Raw genomic sequence first — 23876 nt, forward strand, 5'->3', positions numbered from 1 at the left:
GTAATAAGGCTCAACGCCTACAGGATTGTTAACTGCCTTTATGCGGCACGTGAGGATGCGCCGCATGGCCATGCAGGTAGCTTGGTTGCTCATGGCGGCGCTGGGGGGCGATCTTCTGCGGCAATAGCGACCCCGCCACCATGCCGATGATGCTGACGCCCAGCCCCAGCAATTGCGGCGGGATCAGCCCTTCCTCGCCCGCCAACACTTCCACCAATATCCAGGTGCTGATGCCGCCGATGATGGCGGCCAATGCGCCCTGGTTGGTCGCGCGTTTCCAGAACACGCCGAAGAACAGCGGCACGAAAGCGCCTGCGAGCGTGATCTTATATGCGGATTCCACCATGCGGAAGATGGAGAGCTCGGTGTTCAATGCATAGACCAGTACGCAGCTGGCGAAGCCCACCAGGCAGATGCGCATGATCTTGAGGAAACCGCGGTCGTTCAAGTGCGGGAAATAGCCGCGCACGATGTTCTCGGCGAACGAGATGGAAGGTGCGAGCAATGTGGCGGACGAGCAGCTCATGATCGCCGACAGCACGGCGCCGAAGAAAATCACTTGGGCCGCGATCGGCATATGTTGCAACACTAGCGTAGGCAATACGCGCTGCGAGTCCTGGTCGATCAGGGTGTTGAAGAAGCCTGGGTCGATCAAGGTGGCCGAATAGGCGATGAACATGGGCACGAAGGTGAAGCAGAAGTAGACCGATGCGCCCAGGACGGAGCCCCAGATGGCGACCTTGGCGCTCTTGGCCGAGGTGATGCGCTGGAACACGTCCTGCTGAGGGATGGAGCCCAGCATCATGGTCATCCAGGCGCCGATGAAGGTGACCCAGAGCCAGGGGTCGGCTGGCGGAAAGAAGTCCAGCTTGCCGGCCAGACGCGCATGCTCGATGACGGGCGCAACGCCGCCGGTCATGCCGGAGACCATATAGGCGATATAGAGCATGCCACCGATGATCACGCTCATCTGCACGAAATCCAGGATGGCGACCGAGAGCATGCCGCCCAGCGTGGTGTAGGTGAGCACGATGGCCGTGCCGAGGATCATGCCGGCTTCCTCGCTCACCGCGCCGTCGGTGATGATGTGGAAGATCAGGCCTAGCGCCTTGATCTGCGCGGCAACCCAGCCCAAGTAGGAAATGACGATGGCAATCGTGGTGAGCACTTCCACGGTGCGGTTGTAGCGCATGCGGTAGAAGTCGCCCAGGGTGATGATATTGAGCTTGTAGAGCTTGGTCGCGAAGAAGAAGCCTGCGATGACCAGGCACATGCTGGAGCCGAACGGGTCGGCGACGATGCCGTTGAGGCCATCCTTGACGAAGGTGGCGGAGACGCCGAACACGGCTTCCGCGCCGAACCAGGTGGCGAATACGGTCGCCATCACTACCGGCAAGGGCAGGTGGCGTCCGGCTACAGCGTAATCCTTGGTGGTCTTGACCCGGGTGGCGGCAAACAGGCCGATGCTGATGGACACCATGACGTAGAGAATGACAAACCAGATCAGCACTAAACCAGCCCTTTGCTATGAGGTTGATGTGGATAAAAGCGATGCCTTTTCAAAGGAAGGCAGATTTTAGCAAAAACTTATCCTGAAAGTAGGCTTTATCTCTGAAAATCAATGGGTTTGCAGAAATAATCCGGCTGCGTATCAGTGTTGGCCGAACCACCAGAACAGGATAGCCGTGCTTTGCAGCAGCACGAGCAAGATCAATGCCATGGTGATGAGGCGCAGCCAGCGGGTCTGGCGCTGGTGTTCCTCAAGCATGCGTTGCAGCTCGGCATTGGTGGGAGGAAGTTGCAGGCCGCGCTCCAGCTGCTGGTGGATCAGGCGCGGCATTTGGGGAAGAATTTTGCCCCAGTAGGGCAGCTCGGCTTTCAGGTTGTCCAGCGCGCTGCGCCAGCCTATCTGTTCCGACATCCAGCGCTCCAAGTAGGGGCGCGCGGTCTTCCAGAGGTCGAGATTGGGGTCGAGGTCGCGTCCCAGGCCCTCGACGTTGAGCAGAGTCTTCTGCAGCATGGCGAGCTGGGGCTGGATTTCGACGCCGAAGCGGCGCGAGGTCTGGAATAGGCGCAGCAACACCTTGCCGAACGAGATTTCCTTGAGCGGCTTGTCGAAAATGGGTTCGCACACGGCACGGATCGCGGTCTCGAATTCGTCGAGCGGCGTATCCTTGGGTGCCCAGCCGGATTCGATATGTGCGCGCGCCACTTCGCGGTAGTCGCGGCGGAAGAATGCGAGGAAGTTGCGTGCCAGGTATTGCTTGTCCTCGTCGTTGAGGGTGCCCATGATGCCGAAATCCAATGCGACATAACGGCCGTCGTCCGCTACCTGCACATTGCCCGGGTGCATGTCGGCATGGAAGAAGCCGTCGCGGAACACCTGGGTGAAGAAGATTTCCACGCCGTCGCGCGCAAGCTTGGGAATGTCGACGCCGATTTCGCGCAGGTAGGCGACCTGGCTGACTGGCGTGCCGTTCATGCGCTCCATCACCATCACCTGCTCGTGGCACCAGTCCCAATAAACTTCGGGAACCAGCAGCAGGCGCTTGTCGGCAAAGTTGCGGCCTAGCAGGCTGCAGTTGGCTGCTTCCAGCATGAGGTCGAGCTCGCTGTGGATATGGCGCGCGAATTCGGCCACCACTTCCCGCGGCTTCAGGCGCTTGCCGTCCGAGGAGAGCGTCTGCAGCAGCCATGCCGCGCCATCCAGCAGCTTGAGGTCCTTCTCTATGACCTTGCTGATGCCGGGCCGCAGAATCTTGACCGCCACCGGCCTGCCGTCGGGCAGCTGGGCGAAATGCACCTGGGCGACCGAGGCGCTGGCGATCGGCTCGACGTCGAAGCTCTGGAACACGTCCAGCACCGGCTTGCCGTAGGCCTGCCTGAGGATGGCTTCAACGTCATCGTAGCCAAAGGCCGGCACCCGGTCCTGCAGCTTCGCCAGCTCGTCGGCGAGGTCCAGCGGAATCAGGTCGCGCCGCGTGGAGAGCATCTGGCCGAACTTGACGAAGATGGGACCCAGCGACTCGAGCGCCAGGCGCAGCCGTTCGCCGCGCGGGCGGGACGTGTCGCGCCAGAACAGGAGGATGCGCACCGGACGCTGCAATGGGCGCAGGCTGGTGTGTCCGAGGACAAACTCGTCCAAGCCGAAGCGCAGCGTGACGAAGATGATGTTGAGCAGGCGCAGCCAACGCATGGGAATTCTTTCTAGTGGTCCGCCTGCAGGCGGGATTTCAGCTTGTCGATGCGCTTTTGCAAACGCTCGGTGTCCTCGCGCAGCGTATCCACGTCGCGCACGAATTGTTCAATATGGCGTTTCTTGGCAATCAGCGGTTGCTCCTCCTGCCAATATTCCGCCAGCATGCCGGCCACATTCGCAGTCTGGCGTTTTGCCTGCGAAACGGCGGCGCGGCCGAGCTTGACGGCTTCATGCGCCGGAATGTCGCCGATCACCCGGCACAAGTCTTCTTCATATTCCCATGAGATGCCTTGCAATACCCTTGCCAAAGCCGCGGCGAACTCGGTATCGCCCGAGACGGACGCGGCAGCGCCGGCCGATTCGTCGCCAGCCAGGATACGCAGTGCCACGGAAGGGGGCACTGTGATGGTGGCGTCGGTATTGGCGGTTTCGCCCGCGATCGCCAGGCCGCCATCCTCAAGCACGGCCAGCGTGGCGCTGAACGGGGGCAGGATCAGGCGGGCGTGCTTGCCGCCGAAGGGTTGCAACTGTCCGGCAGCCCAGCTGTTCTGGGCCAATAGGTGGTTGAGCAGGCGGGTGAGGAGCGGCTTCAGCATGGTGGTTCGATTCCAGCGCGTTAGGCAAGGGCGGTCAGGTTTTCCAACCTTTGTGCAGGGCGACCACGCCGGCTGCCAGGTTGTAATAGTCGACCTTGCCGAGGCCGGCATCCAGCATCATTTGCTTCAGGGTTTCCTGGTCGGGATGCATGCGGATGGATTCGGCCAGGTAGCGATAGCTGGCCGCGTCGTTGGCGAACAGCTTGCCCATGATGGGCAGCAGCTTGAAGGAGTAGGCATCGTAGATCGGCGCCAACGGTTTCCATACCTGGGAGAATTCCAGCACCAGCAGGCGGCCGCCTGGCTTGAGCACGCGCTGCATCTCGGCCAGCGCCTTGTCCTTGTGCGTCATGTTGCGCAGGCCGAACGCGACGATGACGCAGTCGAAATACTCCTCGGGGAACGGCAGCTGCTCAGCGTCGCATTGCAGCGCGGAAACAGCCTTGCCGTCGTCGATCAGGCGGTCGCGTCCCACGGCCAGCATCGAGGCGTTGATGTCGGTCAGAATGACCTGGCCTGCCGGGCCGACCTTGTTGGAGAACAGGCGGGACAGGTCGCCGCTGCCGCCGGCCACATCCAACACGCGGTCGCCGGGCCTGACGCCGCTGACCTCGACGGTGAAGCGTTTCCATGCGCGGTGCAGGCCCGCGGACATGACGTCGTTCATGAGGTCGTACTTGCGTGCCACGGAGTGGAATACTTCACCGACCTTGCGGGCTTTCTCGCGTTCATCCACAGTCTGGAAGCCGAAGTGCGTCTTGGCGTTGTCGCTCATGGTGTTTGCCTTAAATCAATTGTCTGCATCGCGGCTGGCGCCCGCTTGTGCAAGCCGGTCGAGGTATTGTTGCCACAGCGCGTCATGCCGCTGCAGCAATTCATAAAGATAATCCCAGGAGTAAAGGCCGGTGTCGTGGCCATCGCTGAACACCAGCTTCACCGCGTAATGGCCGACCGGCTCTATACCGGCGATGTTCACCTCCCGCTTGCCGGTTTGCAGTACCGGGTTGCCATGCCCTTGCACTTCCGCCGAAGGGGAATACACTCGCAGGAACTCGCACGGCAGCATGCCGCTGACGCCGTTGTCGAAGGTGATTTCCAATGCGCGCGAAACCTGGTGCAAGCGGATATCGGTGGGACGTGGAATCTCTGGGCTCAAGCCGCTCATCTGCCAAATGCCGGAATTTACTCAAAAGGCGATGATAGCAGAATGTATTCGCGCGCTTCAAAATACCGTCACGCTGATGATGCATGATAGGTGGCGGCAAGGTTCAGAAAAGGGATTTAGGCGGCTGATTCATTTGTGAATTTACATAAGCATGCTAGAGTAGCGCTTAAATAATAAGCATCGGGGGGTGCTATGGCCGACAACAAGCTTGAACGTCACTTTCAGGCATATTCCGAGTGGCGTAAAGCCTTGGTGGAAACAATCTGCGATTACCGCAACTGGTTGAACGAGCAAGAGCTCAACGATGCACAGATAGACCTACGGCTGCAGCAGTTGCTGGAGCGCCTGCGCGAGGACAAGCTCAACGTGGCGTTCGTGGCGGAATTTTCCCGCGGCAAGTCCGAGCTGATCAACGCCATCTTCTTCTCGGCTTACGGCCAGCGATTGCTGCCCTCGAGCGCGGGCCGCACCACCATGTGCCCTACCGAACTGCTGTACGACCCTTCCAAGCCCACCTCCCTGCAGCTCCTCGCGGTGGAAACCCGCACCTCGGACGCCACCACTACCGAATACAAGCGCTATCCCGAGGAGTGGACCGTCCTGCCGTTCGACGTGAGCGACAGCGATAACATGGTGGAGGTGTTCAAGGAAGTCAGCCGCACCAAGCGAGTATCCGTGGAAGAGGCCGAGCGTTACGGCCTGTTCGACCCCAATAGCGCCGACGATGCCTTGGCGGTCAACGCGGACGGCACCGTGGACATTCCCTGCTGGCGCTATGCCGTCATCAACTTCCCGCATCCCCTGCTGGAGCAGGGATTGGTGATCCTCGATACGCCGGGGCTCAACGCCATCGGCACCGAGCCGGAACTGACCCTCAACATGCTGCCGAATGCGCATGCCGTATTGTTTATCCTGTCCGCAGACACCGGCGTGACCAAGTCCGAGATCGATGTCTGGCGCCAGTACATCAGCGGCACGCGCTGGAAGCAGAAGGGCAGGCTGGCGGTGCTGAACAAGATCGATGGCCTATGGGACGAGTTGCGCAACGAGACCGAAATCAGCCGCGAAATTGCCAAGCAGATCGCGTCCAGCGCGGAGCTGCTGGGGCTGGAGCAAGGCCAGATCTTCCCGATTTCGGCCCAGAAGGGTTTGCTGGCGAAGATTGCAGGGGATGATGCCCTGTTGGAGCGCAGCGGGCTATCCACCCTGGAAAGGGCGTTGTCCGAGGAGTTGATCCCCTCCAAGCGCGAGATCGTGCGCGACAATACCATCAGCGAAATCGACGACTTGGTGAAGAACTCCAACATCCTGCTCGATGCCCGCTTGTCCAGCCTCAATGAGCAATTGGACGAGCTGCGCGGCTTGCGCGGCAAGAATGAAGACGTCATCGAGCACATGATGAACAAGGTCAAGGTGGACAAGGAAATCTTCGAGAAGGGGCTGCAACGCTTCCAGGCCCTGCGCAGCGTGTTCTCGCAGCAAACCAACAAGCTGTTCACCTTGCTCGGCATGGAGGCCCTGCGCGTGCAGGTGACGAATACCCGCAGCACCATGGTCAATGCCAGCTTCACCAAGAGCATACGCAGCGCGATGGACGGCTTCTTTGCCGACCTGCGCGACCGCCTGCTGAAATCCGAAGCGCAGATCGACGAAATCAAGCGCATGATGGACGCCATGTATGAGAAATTCGCGCAGGACCACGGTTTGCGCAAGGCTGAGCCGCCAGCGTTCTCCACCCTGCGCTACCAGAAGGAGCTCGGCAAGCTGGAGCGCGCGTACCGCGAGCAGTTCAATACGACATTGAACATGCTGACGAACGAAAAGATGACATTGACGTCTAAGTTTTTTGAGACACTGGCCAGCCGCGTGATCCATGTATACGAAGTCGCCAACCATGATGTCGAGAACTGGCTGAAGGCGGTGATCGCCCCGATGGAGTCCCAGGTGCGCGAGCACCAGCTGCAACTGCGCCGGCGCCTGGAGAGCATCAAGCGCATCTACAAGGCGACTGATACGTTGGAAGACCGCATCGGCGAACTGGAGGCCATCGAAAAAAACATCCTGGCACAGATGGCCGATCTCAAGATATTGCGCCAGCACATGCACAATGCGCTGATATTTGACAACAGGATAGTAGAGGAAGAAGCGGCATGAATCTTACCAGCCTGCTGCTGCAACTTGGCCTGACATTCGTGTTCATCGGCTTTGCCGCAGTGGGGATTCTATGGGCGATCAAGAGCGGTCAGTATGATGACTTGGAAGGCCCTGCGCAGCGTATCCTGATGGACGACGACGACCCCCTGATTCCATTTAACCACTTGAAGACTGGGGCTAATCAGAATAAAATCAAGAAATAACTTGCTGGGGAATTTGAATGGCTACTACCACCAATAAAGCGGACGAAGGTTTCAGGTCCTATTTCACTTTCGAGAATCTGCCGCTCACTATCACGATTGCCCTCATCGCCGTTTCGTGGCTGAGCGCGTTGTCGGTGATACTGTTCGGTTAAGAACGGAGTCAATAAAAAAGGCTGCAATTGCAGCCTTTTTTATTTGGGTGTCGCATTGAGGTTAGGCAGAAGCCAGGAAGCCCTTCATTTGCTTCATGGCTTTTTGCTCGATCTGGCGGATACGCTCGGCAGATACGCCAAACTCTTCGGCCAAGTCATGCAGGGTGGCGCTATTGCCTTCCTGTAGCCAGCGGGCTTCCACAATGCGGCGGCTACGATCGTCCAGCTTGGCCAGGGCGGTTGAAAGCCCCGTCGTATGCAGTTGCTCGACTTCCTGCTCTTCCAGGATTTCGGAAGGCTCGGCATGGGTCGCCTGCAGGTAGGAGATGGGGCTGAATACATCCTCGTTCTCATCGTCCGCATTGCCTTCAAGCGCAATCTCGTGCCCGGACATCCGGGCCTCCATCTCCAGCACCTCTTCAGGCTTCACGTTCAGCTCGCGCGCAATATGCGCCACTTCATCCGAATGCAGGCTGGCGGATTGTCCTTTTTTCATGCTGCGCAGGTTGAAGAACAGCTTGCGCTGGGCCTTGGTCGTGGCTACTTTCACCAGGCGCCAGTTGCGCACGATGTATTCATGGATCTCTGCCTTGATCCAATGCATGGCAAACGACACCAGGCGCACGCCGCGCTCCGGGTCGAAGCGGCGCACCGCCTTCATCAGGCCGATGTTGCCTTCCTGGATCAGGTCGGACTGCGGCAGGCCGTAGCCCGAATAGTTGCGGGCAATGCTTGCCACCAGGCGCAAGTGGGACACTACCAGGGTTTTGGCAGCCTCAAGGTCGTTTTCCTTTTGAAGGCGGGTTGCCAGCTTCAATTCCTCTTCGGCGCTGAGCACGGGAAAGCTCTTGATGGCACGCATGTACTGATCAAGGCTGTCGAAAGATGAAATTGCAGGTAATGTCATGCTGTTGGTCATATTTGAAACCTCCGTCATGGAAACGATTCTAGCACTCACTGTTTGAGAGTGCTAGTGGTGAAAAGTTTCGCGTTGAGAGGGAAGAATATTCCATCGCCACATTTCTTCGGCTTGATGACAATTCTTCTCCCCAGCAGTGACCTTCTTTCCTATGACGTCTTAGTTTGTTTTTAGTTTATACGGCATGAGGCGCTCGGCCTTGATGCGGTACCCAGCGAAGCCCATCGCGGTATTGCTGGAGACGGTCTCCATCAAGCCGCTGACGGAGACTGGGCCATATTGTTGCGCCGCCTGGTTCAATGTTTTTTGTTGGTCCTTGGGTAGGCTCTTGGGCAGGACGATATGGATCACCTGGTTGCTGGGCGGCGGGGGCACATGGATGCATGCGCCGAAGTAAGGCACCAGCAGGAATTCGCGCACCTGCGTCCCGTTCATGTCGAGCGGGACGACAAATCCCGGGATCTGTACGCGCTGCTTGTCCAGCTTTTGCACGATAGGGGCGTCGTTCCAGGCGCTGCGCATCTGTTCCAGCGCTTCGATCGCGCGCGGGTCGGCGTCATCCAACTTGTCCAGATCCAGGCCCTTGAGCGATTTCATCGGGTCCCAGTCCCCGGGCATCATGTCGTCCCAGTCCAGGGTCTTATAGGCCGGGTTCGCTTTCGATACCGCCTTGGCCTCGCCGATACGCTCGCCCACCTTGTAGTCGGCAGCCAGCGCCGGGGTGTGGCTGGCGATGGCGGCGATCATGCCCAGCATCCAAAAAGTTGCTTTCATCCTCTTACTCCGATTGATTGATCCTACCGTACGGTTACAGCTTGGGCGTGAGGCCGTCGGCCAGCGAGAGCCTGTAGGCCATCCAGGCCGGGAACAGGCTCGTCAGCACGCCGACCAAGGCCACGGCGGCAAGCAGGCGAAATTCTTCCAGGCTGGGCCAGCTGGTTGTCATGCTGATGCCGAAATGGGTTTGCATGGCTGGGGCTGCGCATAGAGTGGCAGCAGTCAAGGCGAGCAGGCCGGTCACGATGCTGACCAGGATGACGAATATCCCTTCATACATCAACAGCAGCAGGATTTCCCTCGGCTGGGCTCCCACCGCCCGCAAGATGGCGAGCTCCCGGCGGCGCTCGTTCAAGCCGGCCATGATGACGGCAACCAAACCGCTCAGGCTCACCACGACCACGATGGCGGATACCGCCATCAGGCTTTTCTCCGCCACCCCGACCACTTGCCACAATTGTTCCAGCGCCAGGCCGGGCATGACGGCGAGCAAAGGCTCGTCCTTGCTTTCATTCACCATCCGTTGCACGCGGAACACGGCGGCCCGGCTTTTCAGGCCGATCAGCACGGCGGTGACGTCCTTGGGCTGCAGGTCGAATTTCTGTACGTATTGCGGCGGAATCTGGAAGCCTGGGGCTCGCGCTCCCCCCACCCAATCCAGATGGATCGCACTGATGGCTTCCAGGCTGACATGGACGGTACGGTCGACCGGCGTGCCTGTGGGCTTGAGGATGCCGACGACGACAAATGGCTTGTCGCCGTGCTCCGCCAGGCTGTTTGTGCTGTTGCCCATGCCGTGGCTCAGGGTGATGCGGCTGCCCACCTCGTAACCGAGTTGCTTGGCGACATCGGCGCCCAGCACGGCGTCAAAGGTGGCATTGAAAGGCTTGCCCGAGGCAAACTTCAGGGCCAGGTGGTCGCCGTAACGGTAATGCCTGAAATAATCCTGATTGGTGCCCAGCACGGCGAAGCCGAGATGCGAATCACCCAGCGAAATGGGTATGCTCCAGGCCACCATGGGATGCTGTTTCAGTTTCTCGTAGCTGGCCCAGCTGATGTTGTTGGTGGCCTCGCCGATGCGAAACACCGAATACAGCATGAGCTGTACCGGGCTGGTACGCGCGCCCACTACCAGGTCGGTGCCGGACACGGACAGGCCAAACCCCTGGTGCGCCTGATCGCACAGGCGCTCGACCCCGAGCAGCAGAGTAACGCTCAGGGCAATTGCCATCACGGTCATGCCCAGCGTCAGCTTGCGGTTCCAGGCGCTGTGCAGCGCCAGTTTCAGCAGGTATCGCATATTCATGCCGTCACCTGCGTGGCAACGCGATTGAGTTCGGCGAGCGCAATGCTGCGGTTGAAGCTGGCGGCCAGCCGGTGGTCGTGGCTGACGAATATGAGGGCGGTGGCAGAGGCAAGGCATTCCTGCATCAGCAGGTCAATGAATGCCACTTGATGCTCCGCGTCGAGCGCGGAAGTGGGTTCGTCGGCGATGATGATTTCCGGCCTGCCGATCAATGCCCTGGCTGCGGCGACGCGCTGCTGCTGCCCTATGCTCAAGGCCGTGACCTTGCGGGACCAGAGCGCGGCATCGATACGGAGCGCCGCAAGCAGGCGCTGCGCTTCCTGAACCACGTCGCCAGCAATGTTGTTGCGCCGGTATGGCGAAAAGCGGCAGGGCAGCAAGACGTTGTCCAGCACCGAGAGATAGGGAATCAGGTTGAATTGCTGGAACAGGAAGCCGATATGGTCGGCGCGGAAACGGTCCCGTCCAGCGCCGTTCAGCGCGTCCAGCCGTTGGCCGAGGATGGTGACGGTGCCAGCTTGAGGGAGATGCACCCCGCCGAGCAAACCCAAGAGCGTGCTTTTACCGCCGCCGCTTGGCCCGTGCAGGAAAATATGCTCCCCCGGCGCGATGATCAGGGACGGGATATCCAGGCAAGGTTGCCCTGGCGACCATTCAAATTGCAGGTTCTCGATCTCGATGACCGGAGAAATCATGCCTACCATGCGACCTGGTTTTGCCCTGGGGTGAGTCTGGTAATTTTCTGGATTTGCCCGGCCACGATCTGGACGTCGATCTTGTGCAGGTGGGGAAACCGCTCGAACAACTGCACGCTCAGCCTTTTCAATTGGCCTGGCTGTTTGCATTCATAGGCAAACTCGGCATCCAGGTCGGCATGATGGCTGTCATGCTGGTGGATATCATGTTCGAACAACGGGGACTCCAGGTCGATTGCAGTGCTTTCGCATTCTGCCTTGGCCGGCAACTCGAACAACTGGGCAGGCTTGGAAAGCTGTTTTTTTAACGCATCCACCGCTGCCTGCTCTTGAGGGTTGCGGGGGGCATGTTCAAAGCCCAGCAAGCTTTCCATAGGGCTTTCCAGTGCAAGAATCAATGACTTGCCCTCAATGGCGATGTTCAATTTGGCGGCGCCGTGTACATGTGCATGCTGCTCGTGCGCGTGCGCAGGCGTTGTGATGAGCAACAGGCTGCCGACGCCATATATGAATAATCTGGAGTATGAATGCATAGGGCTCCTTCTTGATCCTGTCCACGCCAATGCCGTGGTTAGTGGTGGTGAAGATGCTGGGCTGCCAACGACACGGCAACCCCGCCGAGTATCAATGCAACCTGGACTGCGCCATCCTTCAATGAGCGTTTACGCTGCAATTCCGGCACCAGGTCCGCGACGGCGATATAAACAAAGCTCGATGCCGCGATGACTAACATCACAGGAATTGCGGTTTGCATGGTACCCAATGACAGCCAGCCGAGAAAGCCGCCCAGCACCATGGCCGCACCCGAAAAGGCATTGAGCAATAGGGCACGGCTTTTTGACAGGCCGGCATTCAGCAATACCATGAAATCCGATACTTCCTGCGGTATCTCATGCATCATGACCGTCACCGCCATCGTCCAGCCCAACGCGGGATCTGTCAAAAACGCGGCGGCGATCAGCATGCCATCGACAAAGTTGTGCAATCCGTCCCCGATCACGATCATGGACACCGTTTGATCAAGGATGACCGCGCCATGCGCATGCTGATGGTCGTGTCGCCATAATGCCATTTTTTCCAGCAAGAAGAACGCCAAGATGCCAGCCATCAATATCCAGCCGGCATCATCGGGCGATAAGCCCGATTCGATCGCCTCGGGCAAGATGTCGGTCAAGGCAAAGGCCAGCAATATCCCGACGGCGAATGCCACCATCTTGTCCGCGACCCGAGCCAGGACGGTGAGCGAGACGATAGATGAAATCAGGACTGAAACGACGCCACCCAATAGCGTGGCAATGAAGATGGAGAGCAGAAGCATTGAGTGACGGAGCTGATTAAAGTGTAGAGAATGAGATTGAGAGTTCGTTGCCTTGGTTCGTGCGATGTTTTGGGCAGGCCGTCAAAGGTCGATCCGCATGCCGATCTCGATATTGCGGCCCAGTTCCGGCGTGTAATAGCGCAGGAACGAGGTGCTGTTGCGGATTTCCGCATTGGTGATGTTGCGCATGTTGATGAACAGGTCGCCGGTGAACCAGTTGGATACTTCAATACTACGGCGTAGCGCGATATCGACCTTGTTGTAACTGTCGGTACCGGGTTCCGGCATCATTTCGTCGCCTTCGCCTGTTGGCATCGTGCCAGTGCGCGTTTGTGCGCGAACATGGGTCAGGCGGATATCGCCATCCCATTTCCCTATGCCTGCCTGTATCAGCAAGCCATGGCGGGCTGGCGTGAGGCGCGGCACGTGGGTGTTGTCGTCCAGCATGCCGCGCACCTCATCGGCAAACACGCTGGCGCGGAATTTGCGCATGCCGGGGATCTGCAGGGGTAAGCCAACTTCAGCCTCGTAACCGTAAAAGCGCGCATCCTGCTGTTCGTATCGCATATTAAACATGCAAGAGCCACCACAATTTGCTGACCCTGGTTTCGGATAGTAGAATCCACTACTCTCACTCAGAATCATAAACCCAACATTCTGTTGATAAATATAATTTTCAGCAGAGTATTTGAACAGGTTGAGGTTGGCATCCAACTTACCGAGTTTTTGCTGCAGGCGGATATCCCAGCCATTCAGGGTTTCTGTTTCTAAATCTCTGTTACCCACATCATATGTTTTAGTCGCCAGATGCGGCCCAAATGCCGCAAGCTCCTGAATATCAGGCGCCCGTCTGGCGATCCACCGGTTGATAGTGATGCTGCCGGTTTTGTAAGTACGCTTCAATGCCAGTGTATAGTTTTCAGGGCTAAAATCTTTCTTTGCTGCAGGAATAACCCCTGGAAAGATACCAATATGAATAGGCTGCGCATTGGCATTAACCTTACTTTTCTCTTTGCGAAAACCAAACTCCAATTGCCAGGGATTGAAATCGAGCGTTTCAATTAAGTAAAAGCCTTTTGTATCTATTTTGGATTCGGGTACGAATGCCTCTATGCCCAAGGCAGCAAAATCGCGATTGATGCCATGGAAGCCCAAGGTGCCGGAAAGGTTGGGAAACAGCCGGTGGTTGAATTCCAGCCGGTGTTCAACCACATCGTTGCTGAAGCGGGTCTGTGCAATGCCATTGCTGAGTTCGTCGTGATGGTAATTGGATTTGCCAATGCGCAACGCAATGCTTTCCAGCCACTCATATGGCAAAAATAACTCGCCTTTGAGATCGATGCGCTCCTGCTCCATGTCGATGCGTACGCGTTCCGCATCGACAACCGGAGCGCCGGGGTGGCTATGAGGGAGGCCCATGGGGATGCCATAGTTGTTGGCATAGTGGCTGAGCGAAACGCCCATGTAGCCCATCTCGCCAAAGATACTGGCGCCGACACTGCCCCCCTTGCTGCGGGCATTGGTATTGCCTGTGTATCCATGAGTATTTTTGTCGCCTGGAGGTTCCATCCACATATAGGCGAGTGCAGCTTCATCAATGGCCATGCCTGGCACGTGAATATCGTTGCTCTCCCGCCCGTGCACATCGGCATGGAAAGCCACCTGGCCTGCCTTGGTGAGCAGTTCGGTCGCCATGATGCGCTCGTCATGGTTGGTATTGAAGCGCAACTGCGTAGTGACCTTGGTCTTGGCCGGCAAGCGCTCGGGAATGCGGCCATCCGTGATTTCCACCGCGCCGCCGATGGCGCCGCCGCCATTGCGTATTGTGGCCGGGCCGCGCAATACCTTGATCTCCTTTGCCAACAGGGATTCCACCGTGGTGCCGTGGTCCGGGCTCATGGCGGAGGCGTCATGCGTGCCTACGCCGTTGACCATGACCCGGGTGCGCGAGCCATGCTGCCCGCGGATCAGCGGCAGGCCCACGTTCGGGCCGAATGTGGCGTTGGCCACGCCCAGTTCGTCCTGCAGGGTGGCCCCCAGCGTCGCCGCGCTTTTCAGCATCAGCTCCTTGCCGGAAAGCGTGCTAGACGGATCCAGCGAGTTGGTCAGTTCTTCCGGCGCAGCCTGTACTTCAATGGCGTCCAGCACAATGGAAGGGCCTTCTTCGCTTGCCTTTTCTGCCGCGAATGCCAGTACCGATAGAAAAGCGCCGGGAAAAGCCAGGGAAATCAGTGCGGCAAGGCGGCAGGAGCGTGAGGGGTCGACAGGGGGACGCACATCTAAACCAATAAATTATCTGAAGTTTTCATGATTGCAATCATTGTAATGCTACTAAGTTGCATTATGCAACAGTGTTGTATATCATGGATTACGGTTCAGATAGTGTATCTGGATGGGAATTTATATCTTCTTGTTTATAAAGGGAGTAATGCCATGCGTCATTTGATCGCAACTATGTTTGTAAGCGCGAGCTTGTTCAGCGGGGCTGTATTTGCAGAGGACCTGCATGCAGGTGATATCATCGTGACACTGAACAATGGCCAGTTCGAGGTGGGTAGCGCTGACTCAGGGCTGCACTATCAGGAAGGCACCGGCTATGCCATTTTCGAGGGCGATTTCCGCGATTTTGCCCGCGGTCCTTACGCGACAAGCAATCCTGGCTTCGATAGTCCAACCAATAGCTTTGCCCCTGATACCATCATCGGTTATCAGGCCATTGGCAACTTGTGGTCTTGGACTGGCGATGTTTGGACCAATGTGGTCAACAATGGTGAAAGCATCAGCGTTGCAGGTGCCTATGGCGAAACCACCACATGGGATGTGAATGGTATCAATGGTGATACTTTTGGCCTGATTGGCCAAGCCGGTTCCTCAGGCAAGATTCACTCTCATCTCGACTTTAGTATCAGTTCAGCTTCAGGTTCTCCAACTGATGGCATTTACTTCATTACCCTGCAATTGGTTGAGCTCGAGTTGCAAGGCAACCAGTTGGTGCTTTCCGATAACGGCTATCTATCTTCCAATCCCTTCTATCTCGTGCTTAACAACGGCTTGAGCGCCAGCGATGCCCACCATGCGCTCCACGACCTGCAAGACAATCTGGTTGTAGCGGTGCCGGAGCCAAGCACTTATGCCATGTTCCTCGCCGGTCTGGGCTTGATGGGTTGGCAATTGCGTCGTCGTCAACAGGCTTGAATCCTTTGAGAAAAGCACCCCCAGGGGTGCTTTTCTTTAAGTCATGATTGGGGAGTAAGCAATGATCAAATCTTCTATATTGGCACTCGCCATGTTGGGCTATGCCACCTTTGCCCAGGCTGTGCATTATGATGTGCGGGTCGATACCAGCAACGGTCCGGTTGCCGGCAGCAAAATCGACATCGATTTTTATGGTGATTTCGACCTAGCGGGCAAATTACCTGTCGATACCCAAACCGGTTACAAGATTTTCCCGGGATATTTTGACGATCTGGAAGGCGGGCCACGACTGACTGACGATCCGGGGTTCCAATCCTTTGCCAATACTTTTAAGTATGGTGAAGAGGTGCATTTCAGGGCGCTCGGAACCCTTTCATACTGGGATCCGAGCATCGGGCTCTGGGGCGATGCTGCCAGCGGCGCAACGGTGACGCTTTATGGTGCCATTCCAGCAGATGTTTTTGTCAATTACATGTTGAACCCACGTAATCCCACTTATGCGGCACAGTACAACTACTATGCAGGAGGCACTGTTTACAGTGCCGACGGCATCAGTGGGCCGCAAACGGCTGCGATCGATGCAGCTAGTCGCGATGGGACTTTCCATTCTCATCTGGATTGGGCGCTATCCAGTTCCGCACCGGCAGGGGCTTACCTTCTGACGCTGCAGATATGGTCGCCGGCCATGGAAAACGGCGAGCAGAAATACATAGACTCGGACCCTTTCCATGTATTGTTCAAGTCTGCCGGCATTACCCAGGCGCAATATGATGAAGCCTTCAACCTGCGCATTGCGGCGGCAGTGCCTGAGGCCGATACTTGGGCGATGCTATTGGTTGGCTTAATGCTGATGATCGGCTGGCGGTTGAAAGCAAAGCGATAGCTGGTTTGTGTATTAAAACCCACGCCTGATTTCAAAGGTGTGGGTGTTCGTGCTGAATGCTTCGTCCTATTTTATCTGGTATTTTGCTGCGCCAGATCGAGCAAAATCTCTCCTTACGTTCGTTCACTTGCCTAGCTTTCCAGGCCGCTCCTTTACCCCATCTTCAGACATAGTATAGGCCGCATCGTCTTCAGCATCTGCCACAATAAATTTGTAGGGTGGGGCTATGTTCATCATCCGGTCTGTTTTGTTCGCCGTTTATAAACGGGGCAAAATAATAGACTAGTTCTTATGACATATTATTGTCATGTAAATGACATCAAGCTAGGTTACCTTGTTTGAAGTTCAAGGATGAGCTTCGTGTCGTTCAAAGGGAGATTGATCATGAGAGCTTATATATACCAGGCAGAGTATTTCACCAAGGCATCGGAGCTGAGCGACAAGAAGGCCGAACGCCTGTTGTCCCGGATGAGCGTGCATTTGCATTCCCAGTTGGTGCAGGAAGGCTATTCGCGCCAGGAGATCATGGCGATCCAACTGCAGATCGAGGACGAGCAATTGCGAGATTGGCGGGAACGTGTGGCACAAGTGCGTCGGCAAGATCAGTTATGGCTAGAGCAAAATGCGCATTTGGCTAATAGAGCCTCTCTCAACTGAGTTTTATTTCTATCCTAAATGTTGGATAGTTATCATATGATGTTGCGTTTCATTTTGACGTCAGATCTATGTCTCTTTTGGGAGACATGATATTGTTATTTAAAAACATATAGTTAATTTTGTTTCGTAAAGCAGGTTCAATGGATTGCGTCTCTTTTTGGAGACATCTTCGAGCGGGCAATGTTAGATAAATAATATTTATTATTATTTTAATCAATAACTTATTTAATTTGGCATAAAAGGTGCTTACTAGTGAAGTGAAGTACCAGCCTGTTTTTAGGCTACCTAGAGTCCATGCCATCCCCCCCCCTGGCGGAAGACTCAAAATCCGACGCCGGGCTTTTTGCCCGGCGTTTTCATTTCATATGCTCGACATCATTCCGGTTGCATGCTTGGGATAAGCGGTTTGGAAAGCCTGGCAAGCGGATTATTGCGAGCGCAAAGGCGTGAGTAGGCCGGAGAGGCCGTTGTGGTCCAGCTCCTGCATCAACGCCAATAGACGTCCAATTTCACCAGGGGGGAAGCCTTCGCGGGCAAACCAGTTGAGGTAGTTCCCGGGCAGGTCGGCGATCAGCCGCCCTTTGTATTTGCCGAAAGGCATGGTGCGGGTGACCAGCAACTCTAAGTCGCGAGTGTCCATCGATTACCCTTTCACCAGGCTGGAGAGGAGGGCGATGGCCGAGGGGATGTCAGGCGCGCCGAGTTTTGGCGTGCAGCAAATACCTTCCAGCGAGGCGTGAGCGCGGATCAACATCAGGACTTCCGCCAACGAGGCGGAGCCTGCCGCAGTTAGGCGCTTGTTCCTATCTAGATCAAAAATCTTCCCTTCCGCATCGATGAGCTTTGCCGATGTAGAACCTGCTTGCCATGCCCCGAACGTACCCGCATCAGGAATGAACTCAAGCTCGGCATCGCCATGATGCTGGACCAATGCCGGCCATACGGGCGGTTGTGCAGTCGCAAGCGTCATCAGGCGTTCTTCAGTATTGATCGGCCCGCCGCGGGCAGGAAATTGGGGACTTGCTGGCATTGTGAAGGCATGGGCGTTACCATAACGGCTTTTTGCTCCTGTTATCCAGGAACATGATTTTAAAACGCCTCTTTCAATATTGGAACAATATTGAAAGAGGCAATACTGAAAGTATATCAATGAGCAAGATCGTGATTGAAAGCAAGCCGTCCGCCGCCCGCCTGGAGCAACTGGGAGTCAGCAAGTGGCCGACCTGGTCCAAGGAAGTCTCGACATTCCCATGGGTGTTCCCCGAACAGGAAATTGCCTATGTGCTTGATGGAGAAGTGGTGATTACGCCTAACGATGGTGGCGCACCCGTGACTTTCCGCAAGGGTGACCTGGTCACTTTCCCTGCAGGCCTGCGCTGCACATGGGAAGTCAAGCAGCCCCTGCGCAAGCATTACCAGCTGGACGGCACCCTCATCGGTCGCATTTACCGCCGCATCAAGCTGTTCTTCACACGTTAAGTGTCACGCCGGCCTGTGGATTCCATGCAGGCCGGCCTACCCCTGGCACTCATTTTTCATTCCCTGCCAATGCACGCGGTATCGTGCATAGTGCTTGGGATCGAATCCCACGGCCAGCCAGATTGCCACGGCAAAGACGGCTGCCAAGCCTATCCAGACTAGCCCGAAATGATGCATGGTGTCCCTCATGACGCCTGCCAGCATGGGCAATATCCCGGCGATCAGGTAGCCAACCCCTTGCACGCGAGCGGTGACGATGCCGGCTGCTTGTGCGTCCTCCAGGTGATCCATGCAGATGATCAGGCTGAGCGGGAACAACGCGCCGACGCCAACACCCGCTAGGACAACGCCGAGCCATGCGGCATTTGGCCCTGCGTTCAGGCAGAGCATTCCCGCGATCGCCAGCAGCAATGCCAGGATGACCCAGGGACGCCTATCTGCCGACCTTGCCGCCAGTTGCGACAGCACCAACCCCGAGACGACTTCAGTGGCGCTCAGCAGGGCGAGCGCCAGCCCGGCTTGGGTGGGAGGATAGCCGAGGTCGAGGAAATGCGGCGGCAGCCACGCCAGCATGCAGGTAAAGCCGGAGGTGCCCAGGCCGAAGAAAACCGCCAGGCGCCAGAAACGCCCGGGCGTTAGCGATGATGTATCGGCAACGGCGCCTTGCGGCGGGATGACGGGAACCAGCCGAAGGAACATCAATAGGGCGGGGGCGGCCAACCATCCCCAGCTGCCCAGCGCCAACGCGGCACCGGCATGCTCGAGCAATATGGGAGCGCCTGCGGCCGAGATGGCCGCCCCCGCCATGATGGCGGAGACGTAGATGCCCATGAATGAGGCGGTATGCCCAGGCCACTGCCGTTTGATGACAATCGGCAGGAAAGCCTGCGCCAGCGCGATGCCTAGGCCCGCCATGACGGCAGAGGCAATCATGGTTGCCGGGCTGTGGTCTATCAGCCTGCATAGGGTGCTGATGCCCAGAATGAGCAGTGCGAATGAGATCAGCCGCCGTAAGTCTGCAAGTCGCAAAAGCCGATAGCTCGTGAGCGCTCCCAGCCCCATCATGATGATCGGCACACCGTTCAGTAACGAGATCCAGCCATAGGATAGCTGCCACTGGTGGAGCAGGTAATCGGTCAGCGGCCCTATGGTGGCCATGATGGGGCGCAGGTTGATCCCCAGCACTACCAACATCACGACGATGAGCACATTGCGCCTCATTGCGATTGCTCCAAATGCAGTAGTAATTGGCGCAGGCCTTGATTGATAGCCTCCCTTTCATGTTCCTGAACCGGACTCAGGGCGGAAGATAGCTTGGCAAGATAGCGTTCGAGCAATGGCTCGAATAGCATCCTGCCATCCGCCGTTAGTTTGACCACGGTGCCGCGCTTGTCTTGAGCGTCTGGCGTACGCTCCACCAATCCTTTGGATTCCAGGGTGTCCAGCCGGTTGGTCATGGCGCCCGAGGTAATCAGCAGACGCTGGTAAAGCGCGGTCGGGGACAGCGTCCCGCCGTTGCGGTAGAGCGTGGCGATGACATCGAACTCCCCTTGGTTCAACCCTGCATCATTGATGACCGGCATGATGTCCTTCATGAGCAGGGTGACGGTGCGCAACAGCCGCGTCGCCAGCTCCATATCGCGATAGTCGCGCCCGGGGCTGATGTTTTCCCAATTCGCGATCAGCTGGTCGATATGGTCTTGGGCGGAGGATTGGCTTCCCATAATATCTCGATGTTAAGTTAATTTATCTTGATATTAAGATAAAATCTCCTGGCCAGCAAATCTGCAGGTTTGGCCTATCAGTATTCTCCTACGTCAACTTCAGGTGCTTCCTACTGCGCATCAGGTGCCGCTCAAGCATGATGGCGCCTCCTCAATCACATCAAGAATAAATCGGGAAGCTTGTATGGAACTGTTCAAGGTATGTGTTGCGTTTGACGACGGCGGGGATATCTACCTGAGTGATGCTTTCGAGCACCAGGATGATATTTGCCTGGCGCTCGACTGGCATATGGGGCCTGCGCGGGACAGGAATCATCCCGAGCGCGTAGTGCGCCTGCCCAAGGAGCAACTCAAGGCCACTACCGATTCACTGCATTATGAATACCTGCTGCCTAGGTCGCTGCCAGCGCAACTGCGAACCGCGAGGCATGCGGCAGAAGTGCCCGCTGGCTACGCGGTGGAATTCAGCCCCAATTACATTTTTACCCTGCAATAACTCACGAAGACGCGGTGATGGCTAATGGGAAGGTGCAGCGTACGCATAGACCGCCATCATCGCAATTGCTGAGCGAAATGCTCCCCTGATGGTGTTCGATGGCCCGCTTGGCAATCGCCAAGCCCAGGCCATAACCGATATGTCCTGCCTTGTCCGTGCCGCGCACGCGGTAGAAAGGCTGGAATACCGACTCCACTTCCGTTTCCGGCAAGCCTGGGCCATGGTCGCGCACTTCCACCGTCACGGAATGATGCTCCTGCCTGATGGATACCTCGATCGGTTCGCCGGCCTGGTTGTACTTGAGCGCATTGCGGATGATGTTCTCGAACGCGCGGCGCAGCAATTCGTAATGGCCGTGCAATATCACTTCGTTCGACGCATGGAACGCGATATTGCTGCCGACGGCTTGCGCCTCGAAATTGGCGTCCTGGACAATGGTGGCGAGCAGGTCATTGAGGTTGAGTTTCTCGCTGCTTTCGCTGCTGATGCCAGATTCCAGGCGCGAAAGCGTCAGCATCTGGCCGAGCAGCTCGTCCAGCCGCTCGGTTTCACGCTCGATGCGGCTGAGCGCCGAGGCCAGCTTGTCCGGCTGCTGCTGGGCCAGGCCCACCGCCAGCCGCATGCGGGCGACCGGCGAGCGCAGCTCATGCGAGACATCGTGCAACAGCAGGCGTTGGGCATCGAGCAAGGTTTGCAGCCGCGTTGCCATATAGTCGAAATCTTCGCCCAGCTCTATCAGTTCATCGTTGCGATTGCCAAGATCCGGGCTCACGCGCGTGCTCAGGTCGCCCTCGGCAAGCCTGCGGCTGGCCTGGCGCAGGAGCTTGATCGGGCGGCTCAGGTAGAGCGCAAACCCCGCGCTGAACAGCAGGCTTGCAAGCAGGGCGATGAAAATCTGCAGCTGCAGGTTGTAGCGGGGCGGGCCTGCAGAGTCTGCGCTATCGGCCGGGATGAAGAGGATGTATTGCTTGCCGTCGCTGGCCTGCACGCGCCGCACGCTGGGGATGGGCGGCGTTTGGTCCAGCGCATGGATGGCTTGCTGCAGGGTTTCGGGCCGGACCGTGCGGTTGAGGATATCCTCATGGTCCTGGCCTATTACCAGTACGGTCGGCACCTTGTGCCCGGGCCAGTTATCGAACAAGGCCTTGGCGCCCGCTTCCCCGCCGTATTGCAGGGCATTGGCGGTGATGCCGACAACGAAATCCGCCCTGCGGTCGCGCAGGAAGCCTTCTTCGCCGGAAGGGTTTCTTTCATTCAGGTAGATTGCACCGCCAACGCCTGCGACAGTTACCAGCAACGTCAGTGAGAATCCAAGAAATATTTTCCAGAATAGCTTGCCCATGGATATTGTCCGGTCAGGTTAACCCGCGATGAACTGGTAGCCGACGCCGCGCACGGTCTGGATCGGCGAGCGCCCGTCTTCCAGCAGGCCCAGTTTCTGGCGCAAGTTGCTCACATGCACGTCCACGCTGCGGTCATAGCGGCTTTCCGGCCGCCCCAATGCCTGGGTGAAAAGGTCGGCCTTGCTGACGACGCGCCCGGCATGGCGGGCCAGGACTTCCAGCAGGGCGTATTCGCTGGTGGTGATGTCCAGCGGTTCGCCTTTCCACTCGATAATGCACTCGGAAGGGTAGATGGCGATTTTGCCGACGCGAGTGATGTTGGGCGTGCTCTGGCTGTGCAGGGCTTCGTCACGCACAACGACGCGTCGCTGTATGGCGCGAAGGCGCGCCACGAGCTCGCGCGGGTTGAACGGCTTGGACAGATAGTCGTCGGCTCCCAGCTCCAGGCCTACGATACGGTCTATCTCGTCGCCTTTGGCCGTGAGCATGATCACCGGGATCTGGCTGCTGACGCGAATCAGGCGCAAGGTGTCGAAGCCGTTGAATCGGGGCATCATCACATCCAGCACCACGAGATCGTATTCACCGGAAAGGGCAAGGCGTGCACCTTCTTCCCCGTCATGGGCGATCGTCAATGTGAAGTCCTCGGCCCCCAGGTATTCTTCCATCATCTGGCAGAGTTCGACGTCATCATCGATGAGCAGGATACGTAGCACTGTGTTCACCTTTCACTTCTTTAACATTGCAAACGGCATTCTGCCGCAGGCTTTATAGCAGGAATCAGCATCTTACAAAGTTTTACGCACAATTACACCGATTTGACCAAAGGCAACAAACATTTAGCCGAGGTCTGGATCATAGTATGCAGACAAGGTTATTTGTCGTTCTTCACAACCAAAGGAGCATTCATCATGATCAAGCCACGCAAATTCCTGGTTCCATCCCTTATCCTCGCTTCCTCCTTGCTGGCAATGAATATTGCAGTGCATGCCGAGTCGGGGCATGGCGACAAGAAATGCGACAAGGATAAAAAGCATGCCGCGTTTGGCGAGCATCGCGGTTTTTCCGAAGGGCGTTTCCTGGAACGCAAGCTCAGCAAGCTGGACCTGAGCGGCGAGCAGCAAACCCAGGTGAAGCAGATCGTCGATAAGCAGAAGCCGGTGCTGGCTGAAAAGCGCCAAGCTTTGCACGCTTCATTCAAGGCCCTGGCTTCAGCTTCCGCGAATGATCAATACGATCAAAAGAAAGTGCAGGAGATCGCCAGCGAACAAGCCAAGCTGCAAGCGGATTTATTGGTGTTGCGCAGCAATACGCTGCATGAGGTTTACCAAGTGCTGACGCCCGAGCAAAAGCAGAAATGGGCCGAATTCCAATCCAAGGTACGCCCCAAGCATGATGAAAAGGCTTAAGAAGAGGTGGCAAGATAACACTCTTAAGCATCAATTCACTATGTAATAAAAATGCCCGGTCTGCGCCGGGCATTTTTATTGAGCAGGGCAACCTTGGAGCGGCTAACAGAACTCAGCGAAGCGATCCTGGCTAGGCGCTCTGCCGCAGGCAGTACAAGCAGTACGGTAAGGCAGGGCAACGACACGAGGAGAGTTTTGTTGACCGC

The 23876-nt window shown here is 57.0% G+C and carries 27 protein-coding genes; 9 read left to right on the forward strand and 18 right to left on the reverse strand.

Translation table 11 applies throughout. The features are described from left to right. Positions 1 to 28 precede the first annotated feature (28 nt). From ACWXTG_RS00145 to ACWXTG_RS00165, 5 genes are all read right to left on the reverse strand, one after another. Positions 29 to 1510: a high affinity choline transporter 1 gene (locus ACWXTG_RS00145; protein ID WP_480220305.1), complete on the reverse strand. Its 1482-nt coding sequence runs from the start codon at positions 1508 to 1510 to the stop codon at positions 29 to 31. 141 nt (positions 1511 to 1651) lie between these two features. Then, positions 1652 to 3196, reverse strand: coding sequence for a ubiquinone biosynthesis regulatory protein kinase UbiB (gene ubiB, locus ACWXTG_RS00150; protein WP_480220306.1), 1545 nt, complete (start codon positions 3194 to 3196; stop codon positions 1652 to 1654). Between the two features lie 11 nt (positions 3197 to 3207). After that, positions 3208 to 3795: a ubiquinone biosynthesis accessory factor UbiJ gene (locus ACWXTG_RS00155; protein WP_480220307.1), complete on the reverse strand. Its 588-nt coding sequence runs from the start codon at positions 3793 to 3795 to the stop codon at positions 3208 to 3210. A gap of 34 nt (positions 3796 to 3829) precedes the next feature. Further along, a complete protein-coding gene (gene ubiE / locus ACWXTG_RS00160; RefSeq protein ID WP_480220308.1) occupies positions 3830 to 4570 on the reverse strand; it encodes a bifunctional demethylmenaquinone methyltransferase/2-methoxy-6-polyprenyl-1,4-benzoquinol methylase UbiE in 741 nt (246 codons plus the stop codon). Between the two features lie 15 nt (positions 4571 to 4585). Further along, positions 4586 to 4960, reverse strand: a complete 375-nt coding sequence (locus ACWXTG_RS00165) for a gamma-butyrobetaine hydroxylase family protein (RefSeq protein WP_480220309.1) — start codon at positions 4958 to 4960, stop codon at positions 4586 to 4588. Positions 4961 to 5152: 192 nt separating this feature from the next. On the opposite strand from ACWXTG_RS00165, the gene ACWXTG_RS00170 reads away from it, so the two are divergent. Genes ACWXTG_RS00170 through ACWXTG_RS00180 form a run of 3 tightly spaced genes read left to right on the forward strand, consistent with a single transcriptional unit; the run spans position 5153 to position 7469 of the window. Then, complete coding sequence (locus tag ACWXTG_RS00170) at positions 5153 to 7114, forward strand: dynamin family protein (RefSeq protein WP_309564636.1); 1962 nt, start codon at positions 5153 to 5155, stop codon at positions 7112 to 7114. Beyond that, positions 7111 to 7317 carry a cbb3-type cytochrome oxidase assembly protein CcoS gene (gene ccoS / locus ACWXTG_RS00175; RefSeq protein WP_309564637.1) on the forward strand — a complete coding sequence of 69 codons (207 nt, stop codon included), beginning with the start codon at positions 7111 to 7113 and terminating at the stop codon, positions 7315 to 7317. The genes ACWXTG_RS00170 and ccoS overlap by 4 nt, the downstream gene beginning before the upstream one ends. A gap of 17 nt (positions 7318 to 7334) precedes the next feature. Then, positions 7335 to 7469, forward strand: a complete 135-nt coding sequence (locus tag ACWXTG_RS00180; RefSeq protein ID WP_309564638.1) for a hypothetical protein — start codon at positions 7335 to 7337, stop codon at positions 7467 to 7469. 61 nt (positions 7470 to 7530) lie between these two features. Here ACWXTG_RS00180 and rpoH read toward each other — a convergent pair whose 3' ends face one another. The 7 genes from rpoH to ACWXTG_RS00215 all read right to left on the reverse strand — a co-directional run bounded on the left by rpoH (position 7531) and on the right by ACWXTG_RS00215 (position 14761). Next, a complete protein-coding gene (rpoH, locus tag ACWXTG_RS00185) occupies positions 7531 to 8388 on the reverse strand; it encodes an RNA polymerase sigma factor RpoH (RefSeq protein ID WP_309565117.1) in 858 nt (285 codons plus the stop codon). Positions 8389 to 8547: 159 nt separating this feature from the next. Next, a complete protein-coding gene (locus tag ACWXTG_RS00190) occupies positions 8548 to 9162 on the reverse strand; it encodes a DUF3299 domain-containing protein (RefSeq protein WP_480220310.1) in 615 nt (204 codons plus the stop codon). Between the two features lie 34 nt (positions 9163 to 9196). After that, positions 9197 to 10471 (reverse strand): ABC transporter permease, encoded by a 1275-nt coding sequence (locus ACWXTG_RS00195; RefSeq protein ID WP_480220311.1) that lies wholly within the window; start codon positions 10469 to 10471, stop codon positions 9197 to 9199. Beyond that, positions 10468 to 11166 (reverse strand): ATP-binding cassette domain-containing protein, encoded by a 699-nt coding sequence (locus ACWXTG_RS00200; protein WP_309564641.1) that lies wholly within the window; start codon positions 11164 to 11166, stop codon positions 10468 to 10470. The genes ACWXTG_RS00195 and ACWXTG_RS00200 overlap by 4 nt, the downstream gene beginning before the upstream one ends. A 2-nt stretch (positions 11167 to 11168) precedes the next feature. After that, complete coding sequence (locus ACWXTG_RS00205) at positions 11169 to 11699, reverse strand: DUF2796 domain-containing protein (protein WP_309564642.1); 531 nt, start codon at positions 11697 to 11699, stop codon at positions 11169 to 11171. A 38-nt stretch (positions 11700 to 11737) separates the two neighbouring features. Next, positions 11738 to 12484 carry a ZIP family metal transporter gene (locus tag ACWXTG_RS00210; protein ID WP_480220312.1) on the reverse strand — a complete coding sequence of 249 codons (747 nt, stop codon included), beginning with the start codon at positions 12482 to 12484 and terminating at the stop codon, positions 11738 to 11740. Between the two features lie 81 nt (positions 12485 to 12565). Further along, a complete protein-coding gene (locus ACWXTG_RS00215; RefSeq protein WP_480220313.1) occupies positions 12566 to 14761 on the reverse strand; it encodes a TonB-dependent receptor in 2196 nt (731 codons plus the stop codon). 156 nt (positions 14762 to 14917) lie between these two features. On the opposite strand from ACWXTG_RS00215, the gene ACWXTG_RS00220 reads away from it, so the two are divergent. The 3 genes from ACWXTG_RS00220 (at position 14918) to ACWXTG_RS00230 (ending at position 17219) form a co-directional block, all read left to right on the forward strand. Further along, positions 14918 to 15679: a PEP-CTERM sorting domain-containing protein gene (locus ACWXTG_RS00220; RefSeq protein ID WP_407995790.1), complete on the forward strand. Its 762-nt coding sequence runs from the start codon at positions 14918 to 14920 to the stop codon at positions 15677 to 15679. A gap of 61 nt (positions 15680 to 15740) precedes the next feature. Next, a complete protein-coding gene (locus ACWXTG_RS00225; protein ID WP_480220314.1) occupies positions 15741 to 16562 on the forward strand; it encodes a PEP-CTERM sorting domain-containing protein in 822 nt (273 codons plus the stop codon). Positions 16563 to 16946: 384 nt separating this feature from the next. Continuing rightward, complete coding sequence (locus ACWXTG_RS00230; RefSeq protein ID WP_407995792.1) at positions 16947 to 17219, forward strand: hypothetical protein; 273 nt, start codon at positions 16947 to 16949, stop codon at positions 17217 to 17219. Positions 17220 to 17646: 427 nt separating this feature from the next. On the opposite strand, the gene ACWXTG_RS00235 is transcribed toward ACWXTG_RS00230, so the two are convergent. Further along, a complete protein-coding gene (locus tag ACWXTG_RS00235; protein ID WP_309564648.1) occupies positions 17647 to 17859 on the reverse strand; it encodes a DUF3820 family protein in 213 nt (70 codons plus the stop codon). Between the two features lie 3 nt (positions 17860 to 17862). Continuing rightward, positions 17863 to 18249 carry a DUF4144 family protein gene (locus ACWXTG_RS00240; protein ID WP_480220315.1) on the reverse strand — a complete coding sequence of 129 codons (387 nt, stop codon included), beginning with the start codon at positions 18247 to 18249 and terminating at the stop codon, positions 17863 to 17865. Positions 18250 to 18368: 119 nt separating this feature from the next. On the opposite strand from ACWXTG_RS00240, the gene ACWXTG_RS00245 reads away from it, so the two are divergent. Next, positions 18369 to 18698 (forward strand): cupin domain-containing protein, encoded by a 330-nt coding sequence (locus ACWXTG_RS00245; RefSeq protein ID WP_407995192.1) that lies wholly within the window; start codon positions 18369 to 18371, stop codon positions 18696 to 18698. Positions 18699 to 18734: 36 nt separating this feature from the next. On the opposite strand, the gene ACWXTG_RS00250 is transcribed toward ACWXTG_RS00245, so the two are convergent. Together ACWXTG_RS00250 and ACWXTG_RS00255 are read right to left on the reverse strand one after the other, a co-directional pair. Further along, entirely contained in the window at positions 18735 to 19919 is a 1185-nt protein-coding gene (locus tag ACWXTG_RS00250; RefSeq protein ID WP_309564651.1) for an MFS transporter, read from the reverse strand. Continuing rightward, positions 19916 to 20422 carry a MarR family winged helix-turn-helix transcriptional regulator gene (locus ACWXTG_RS00255; protein ID WP_309564652.1) on the reverse strand — a complete coding sequence of 169 codons (507 nt, stop codon included), beginning with the start codon at positions 20420 to 20422 and terminating at the stop codon, positions 19916 to 19918. Before ACWXTG_RS00255 ends, ACWXTG_RS00250 begins: the two co-directional genes overlap by 4 nt. A gap of 184 nt (positions 20423 to 20606) precedes the next feature. Between ACWXTG_RS00255 and ACWXTG_RS00260 the strand changes: the two genes are divergently transcribed. After that, on the forward strand, positions 20607 to 20918 hold the full coding sequence (locus ACWXTG_RS00260; RefSeq protein WP_309564653.1) for a hypothetical protein: 312 nt from the start codon (positions 20607 to 20609) through the stop codon (positions 20916 to 20918). Position 20919: 1 nt separating this feature from the next. On the opposite strand, the gene ACWXTG_RS00265 is transcribed toward ACWXTG_RS00260, so the two are convergent. Both ACWXTG_RS00265 and ACWXTG_RS00270 read right to left on the reverse strand, forming a co-directional pair. Continuing rightward, positions 20920 to 22260: a sensor histidine kinase gene (locus ACWXTG_RS00265; RefSeq protein ID WP_309564654.1), complete on the reverse strand. Its 1341-nt coding sequence runs from the start codon at positions 22258 to 22260 to the stop codon at positions 20920 to 20922. Between the two features lie 18 nt (positions 22261 to 22278). Next, positions 22279 to 22977: a response regulator gene (locus ACWXTG_RS00270; RefSeq protein ID WP_480221248.1), complete on the reverse strand. Its 699-nt coding sequence runs from the start codon at positions 22975 to 22977 to the stop codon at positions 22279 to 22281. Between the two features lie 195 nt (positions 22978 to 23172). Here ACWXTG_RS00270 and ACWXTG_RS00275 point away from each other — a divergent pair, with 195 nt between their 5' ends. Continuing rightward, positions 23173 to 23670: a Spy/CpxP family protein refolding chaperone gene (locus ACWXTG_RS00275; RefSeq protein WP_287112032.1), complete on the forward strand. Its 498-nt coding sequence runs from the start codon at positions 23173 to 23175 to the stop codon at positions 23668 to 23670. Positions 23671 to 23876 lie beyond the last annotated feature (206 nt).

The sequence above is a fragment of the Methylobacillus sp. DLP286 genome (genome assembly GCF_056636515.1).

Excerpts from the sequence above, each read along its gene's own strand:
- ACWXTG_RS00170 (WP_309564636.1), top strand. The coding sequence starts at position 5,153 with ATGGCCGACAACAAGCTTGAACGTCACTTTCAGGCATATTCCGAGTGG.
- ACWXTG_RS00275 (WP_287112032.1), top strand. The coding sequence starts at position 23,173 with ATGATCAAGCCACGCAAATTCCTGGTTCCATCCCTTATCCTCGCTTCC.
- ACWXTG_RS00200 (WP_309564641.1), bottom strand. The coding sequence starts at position 11,166 with ATGATTTCTCCGGTCATCGAGATCGAGAACCTGCAATTTGAATGGTCG.
- ubiE (WP_480220308.1), bottom strand. The coding sequence starts at position 4,570 with ATGAGCGACAACGCCAAGACGCACTTCGGCTTCCAGACTGTGGATGAA.
- ACWXTG_RS00235 (WP_309564648.1), bottom strand. The coding sequence starts at position 17,859 with ATGGACACTCGCGACTTAGAGTTGCTGGTCACCCGCACCATGCCTTTC.
- ACWXTG_RS00165 (WP_480220309.1), bottom strand. The coding sequence starts at position 4,960 with ATGAGCGGCTTGAGCCCAGAGATTCCACGTCCCACCGATATCCGCTTG.
- ubiB (WP_480220306.1), bottom strand. The coding sequence starts at position 3,196 with ATGCGTTGGCTGCGCCTGCTCAACATCATCTTCGTCACGCTGCGCTTC.
- ACWXTG_RS00225 (WP_480220314.1), top strand. The coding sequence starts at position 15,741 with ATGATCAAATCTTCTATATTGGCACTCGCCATGTTGGGCTATGCCACC.
- ACWXTG_RS00190 (WP_480220310.1), bottom strand. The coding sequence starts at position 9,162 with ATGAAAGCAACTTTTTGGATGCTGGGCATGATCGCCGCCATCGCCAGC.
- ACWXTG_RS00245 (WP_407995192.1), top strand. The coding sequence starts at position 18,369 with ATGAGCAAGATCGTGATTGAAAGCAAGCCGTCCGCCGCCCGCCTGGAG.
- ACWXTG_RS00180 (WP_309564638.1), top strand. The coding sequence starts at position 7,335 with ATGGCTACTACCACCAATAAAGCGGACGAAGGTTTCAGGTCCTATTTC.
- ACWXTG_RS00255 (WP_309564652.1), bottom strand. The coding sequence starts at position 20,422 with ATGGGAAGCCAATCCTCCGCCCAAGACCATATCGACCAGCTGATCGCG.
- ACWXTG_RS00260 (WP_309564653.1), top strand. The coding sequence starts at position 20,607 with ATGGAACTGTTCAAGGTATGTGTTGCGTTTGACGACGGCGGGGATATC.
- ACWXTG_RS00220 (WP_407995790.1), top strand. The coding sequence starts at position 14,918 with ATGCGTCATTTGATCGCAACTATGTTTGTAAGCGCGAGCTTGTTCAGC.
- ACWXTG_RS00155 (WP_480220307.1), bottom strand. The coding sequence starts at position 3,795 with ATGCTGAAGCCGCTCCTCACCCGCCTGCTCAACCACCTATTGGCCCAG.
- rpoH (WP_309565117.1), bottom strand. The coding sequence starts at position 8,388 with ATGACCAACAGCATGACATTACCTGCAATTTCATCTTTCGACAGCCTT.
- ccoS (WP_309564637.1), top strand. The coding sequence starts at position 7,111 with ATGAATCTTACCAGCCTGCTGCTGCAACTTGGCCTGACATTCGTGTTC.
- ACWXTG_RS00250 (WP_309564651.1), bottom strand. The coding sequence starts at position 19,919 with ATGAGGCGCAATGTGCTCATCGTCGTGATGTTGGTAGTGCTGGGGATC.
- ACWXTG_RS00205 (WP_309564642.1), bottom strand. The coding sequence starts at position 11,699 with ATGCATTCATACTCCAGATTATTCATATATGGCGTCGGCAGCCTGTTG.
- ACWXTG_RS00240 (WP_480220315.1), bottom strand. The coding sequence starts at position 18,249 with ATGCCAGCAAGTCCCCAATTTCCTGCCCGCGGCGGGCCGATCAATACT.
- ACWXTG_RS00265 (WP_309564654.1), bottom strand. The coding sequence starts at position 22,260 with ATGGGCAAGCTATTCTGGAAAATATTTCTTGGATTCTCACTGACGTTG.
- ACWXTG_RS00230 (WP_407995792.1), top strand. The coding sequence starts at position 16,947 with ATGAGAGCTTATATATACCAGGCAGAGTATTTCACCAAGGCATCGGAG.
- ACWXTG_RS00195 (WP_480220311.1), bottom strand. The coding sequence starts at position 10,471 with ATGAATATGCGATACCTGCTGAAACTGGCGCTGCACAGCGCCTGGAAC.
- ACWXTG_RS00210 (WP_480220312.1), bottom strand. The coding sequence starts at position 12,484 with ATGCTTCTGCTCTCCATCTTCATTGCCACGCTATTGGGTGGCGTCGTT.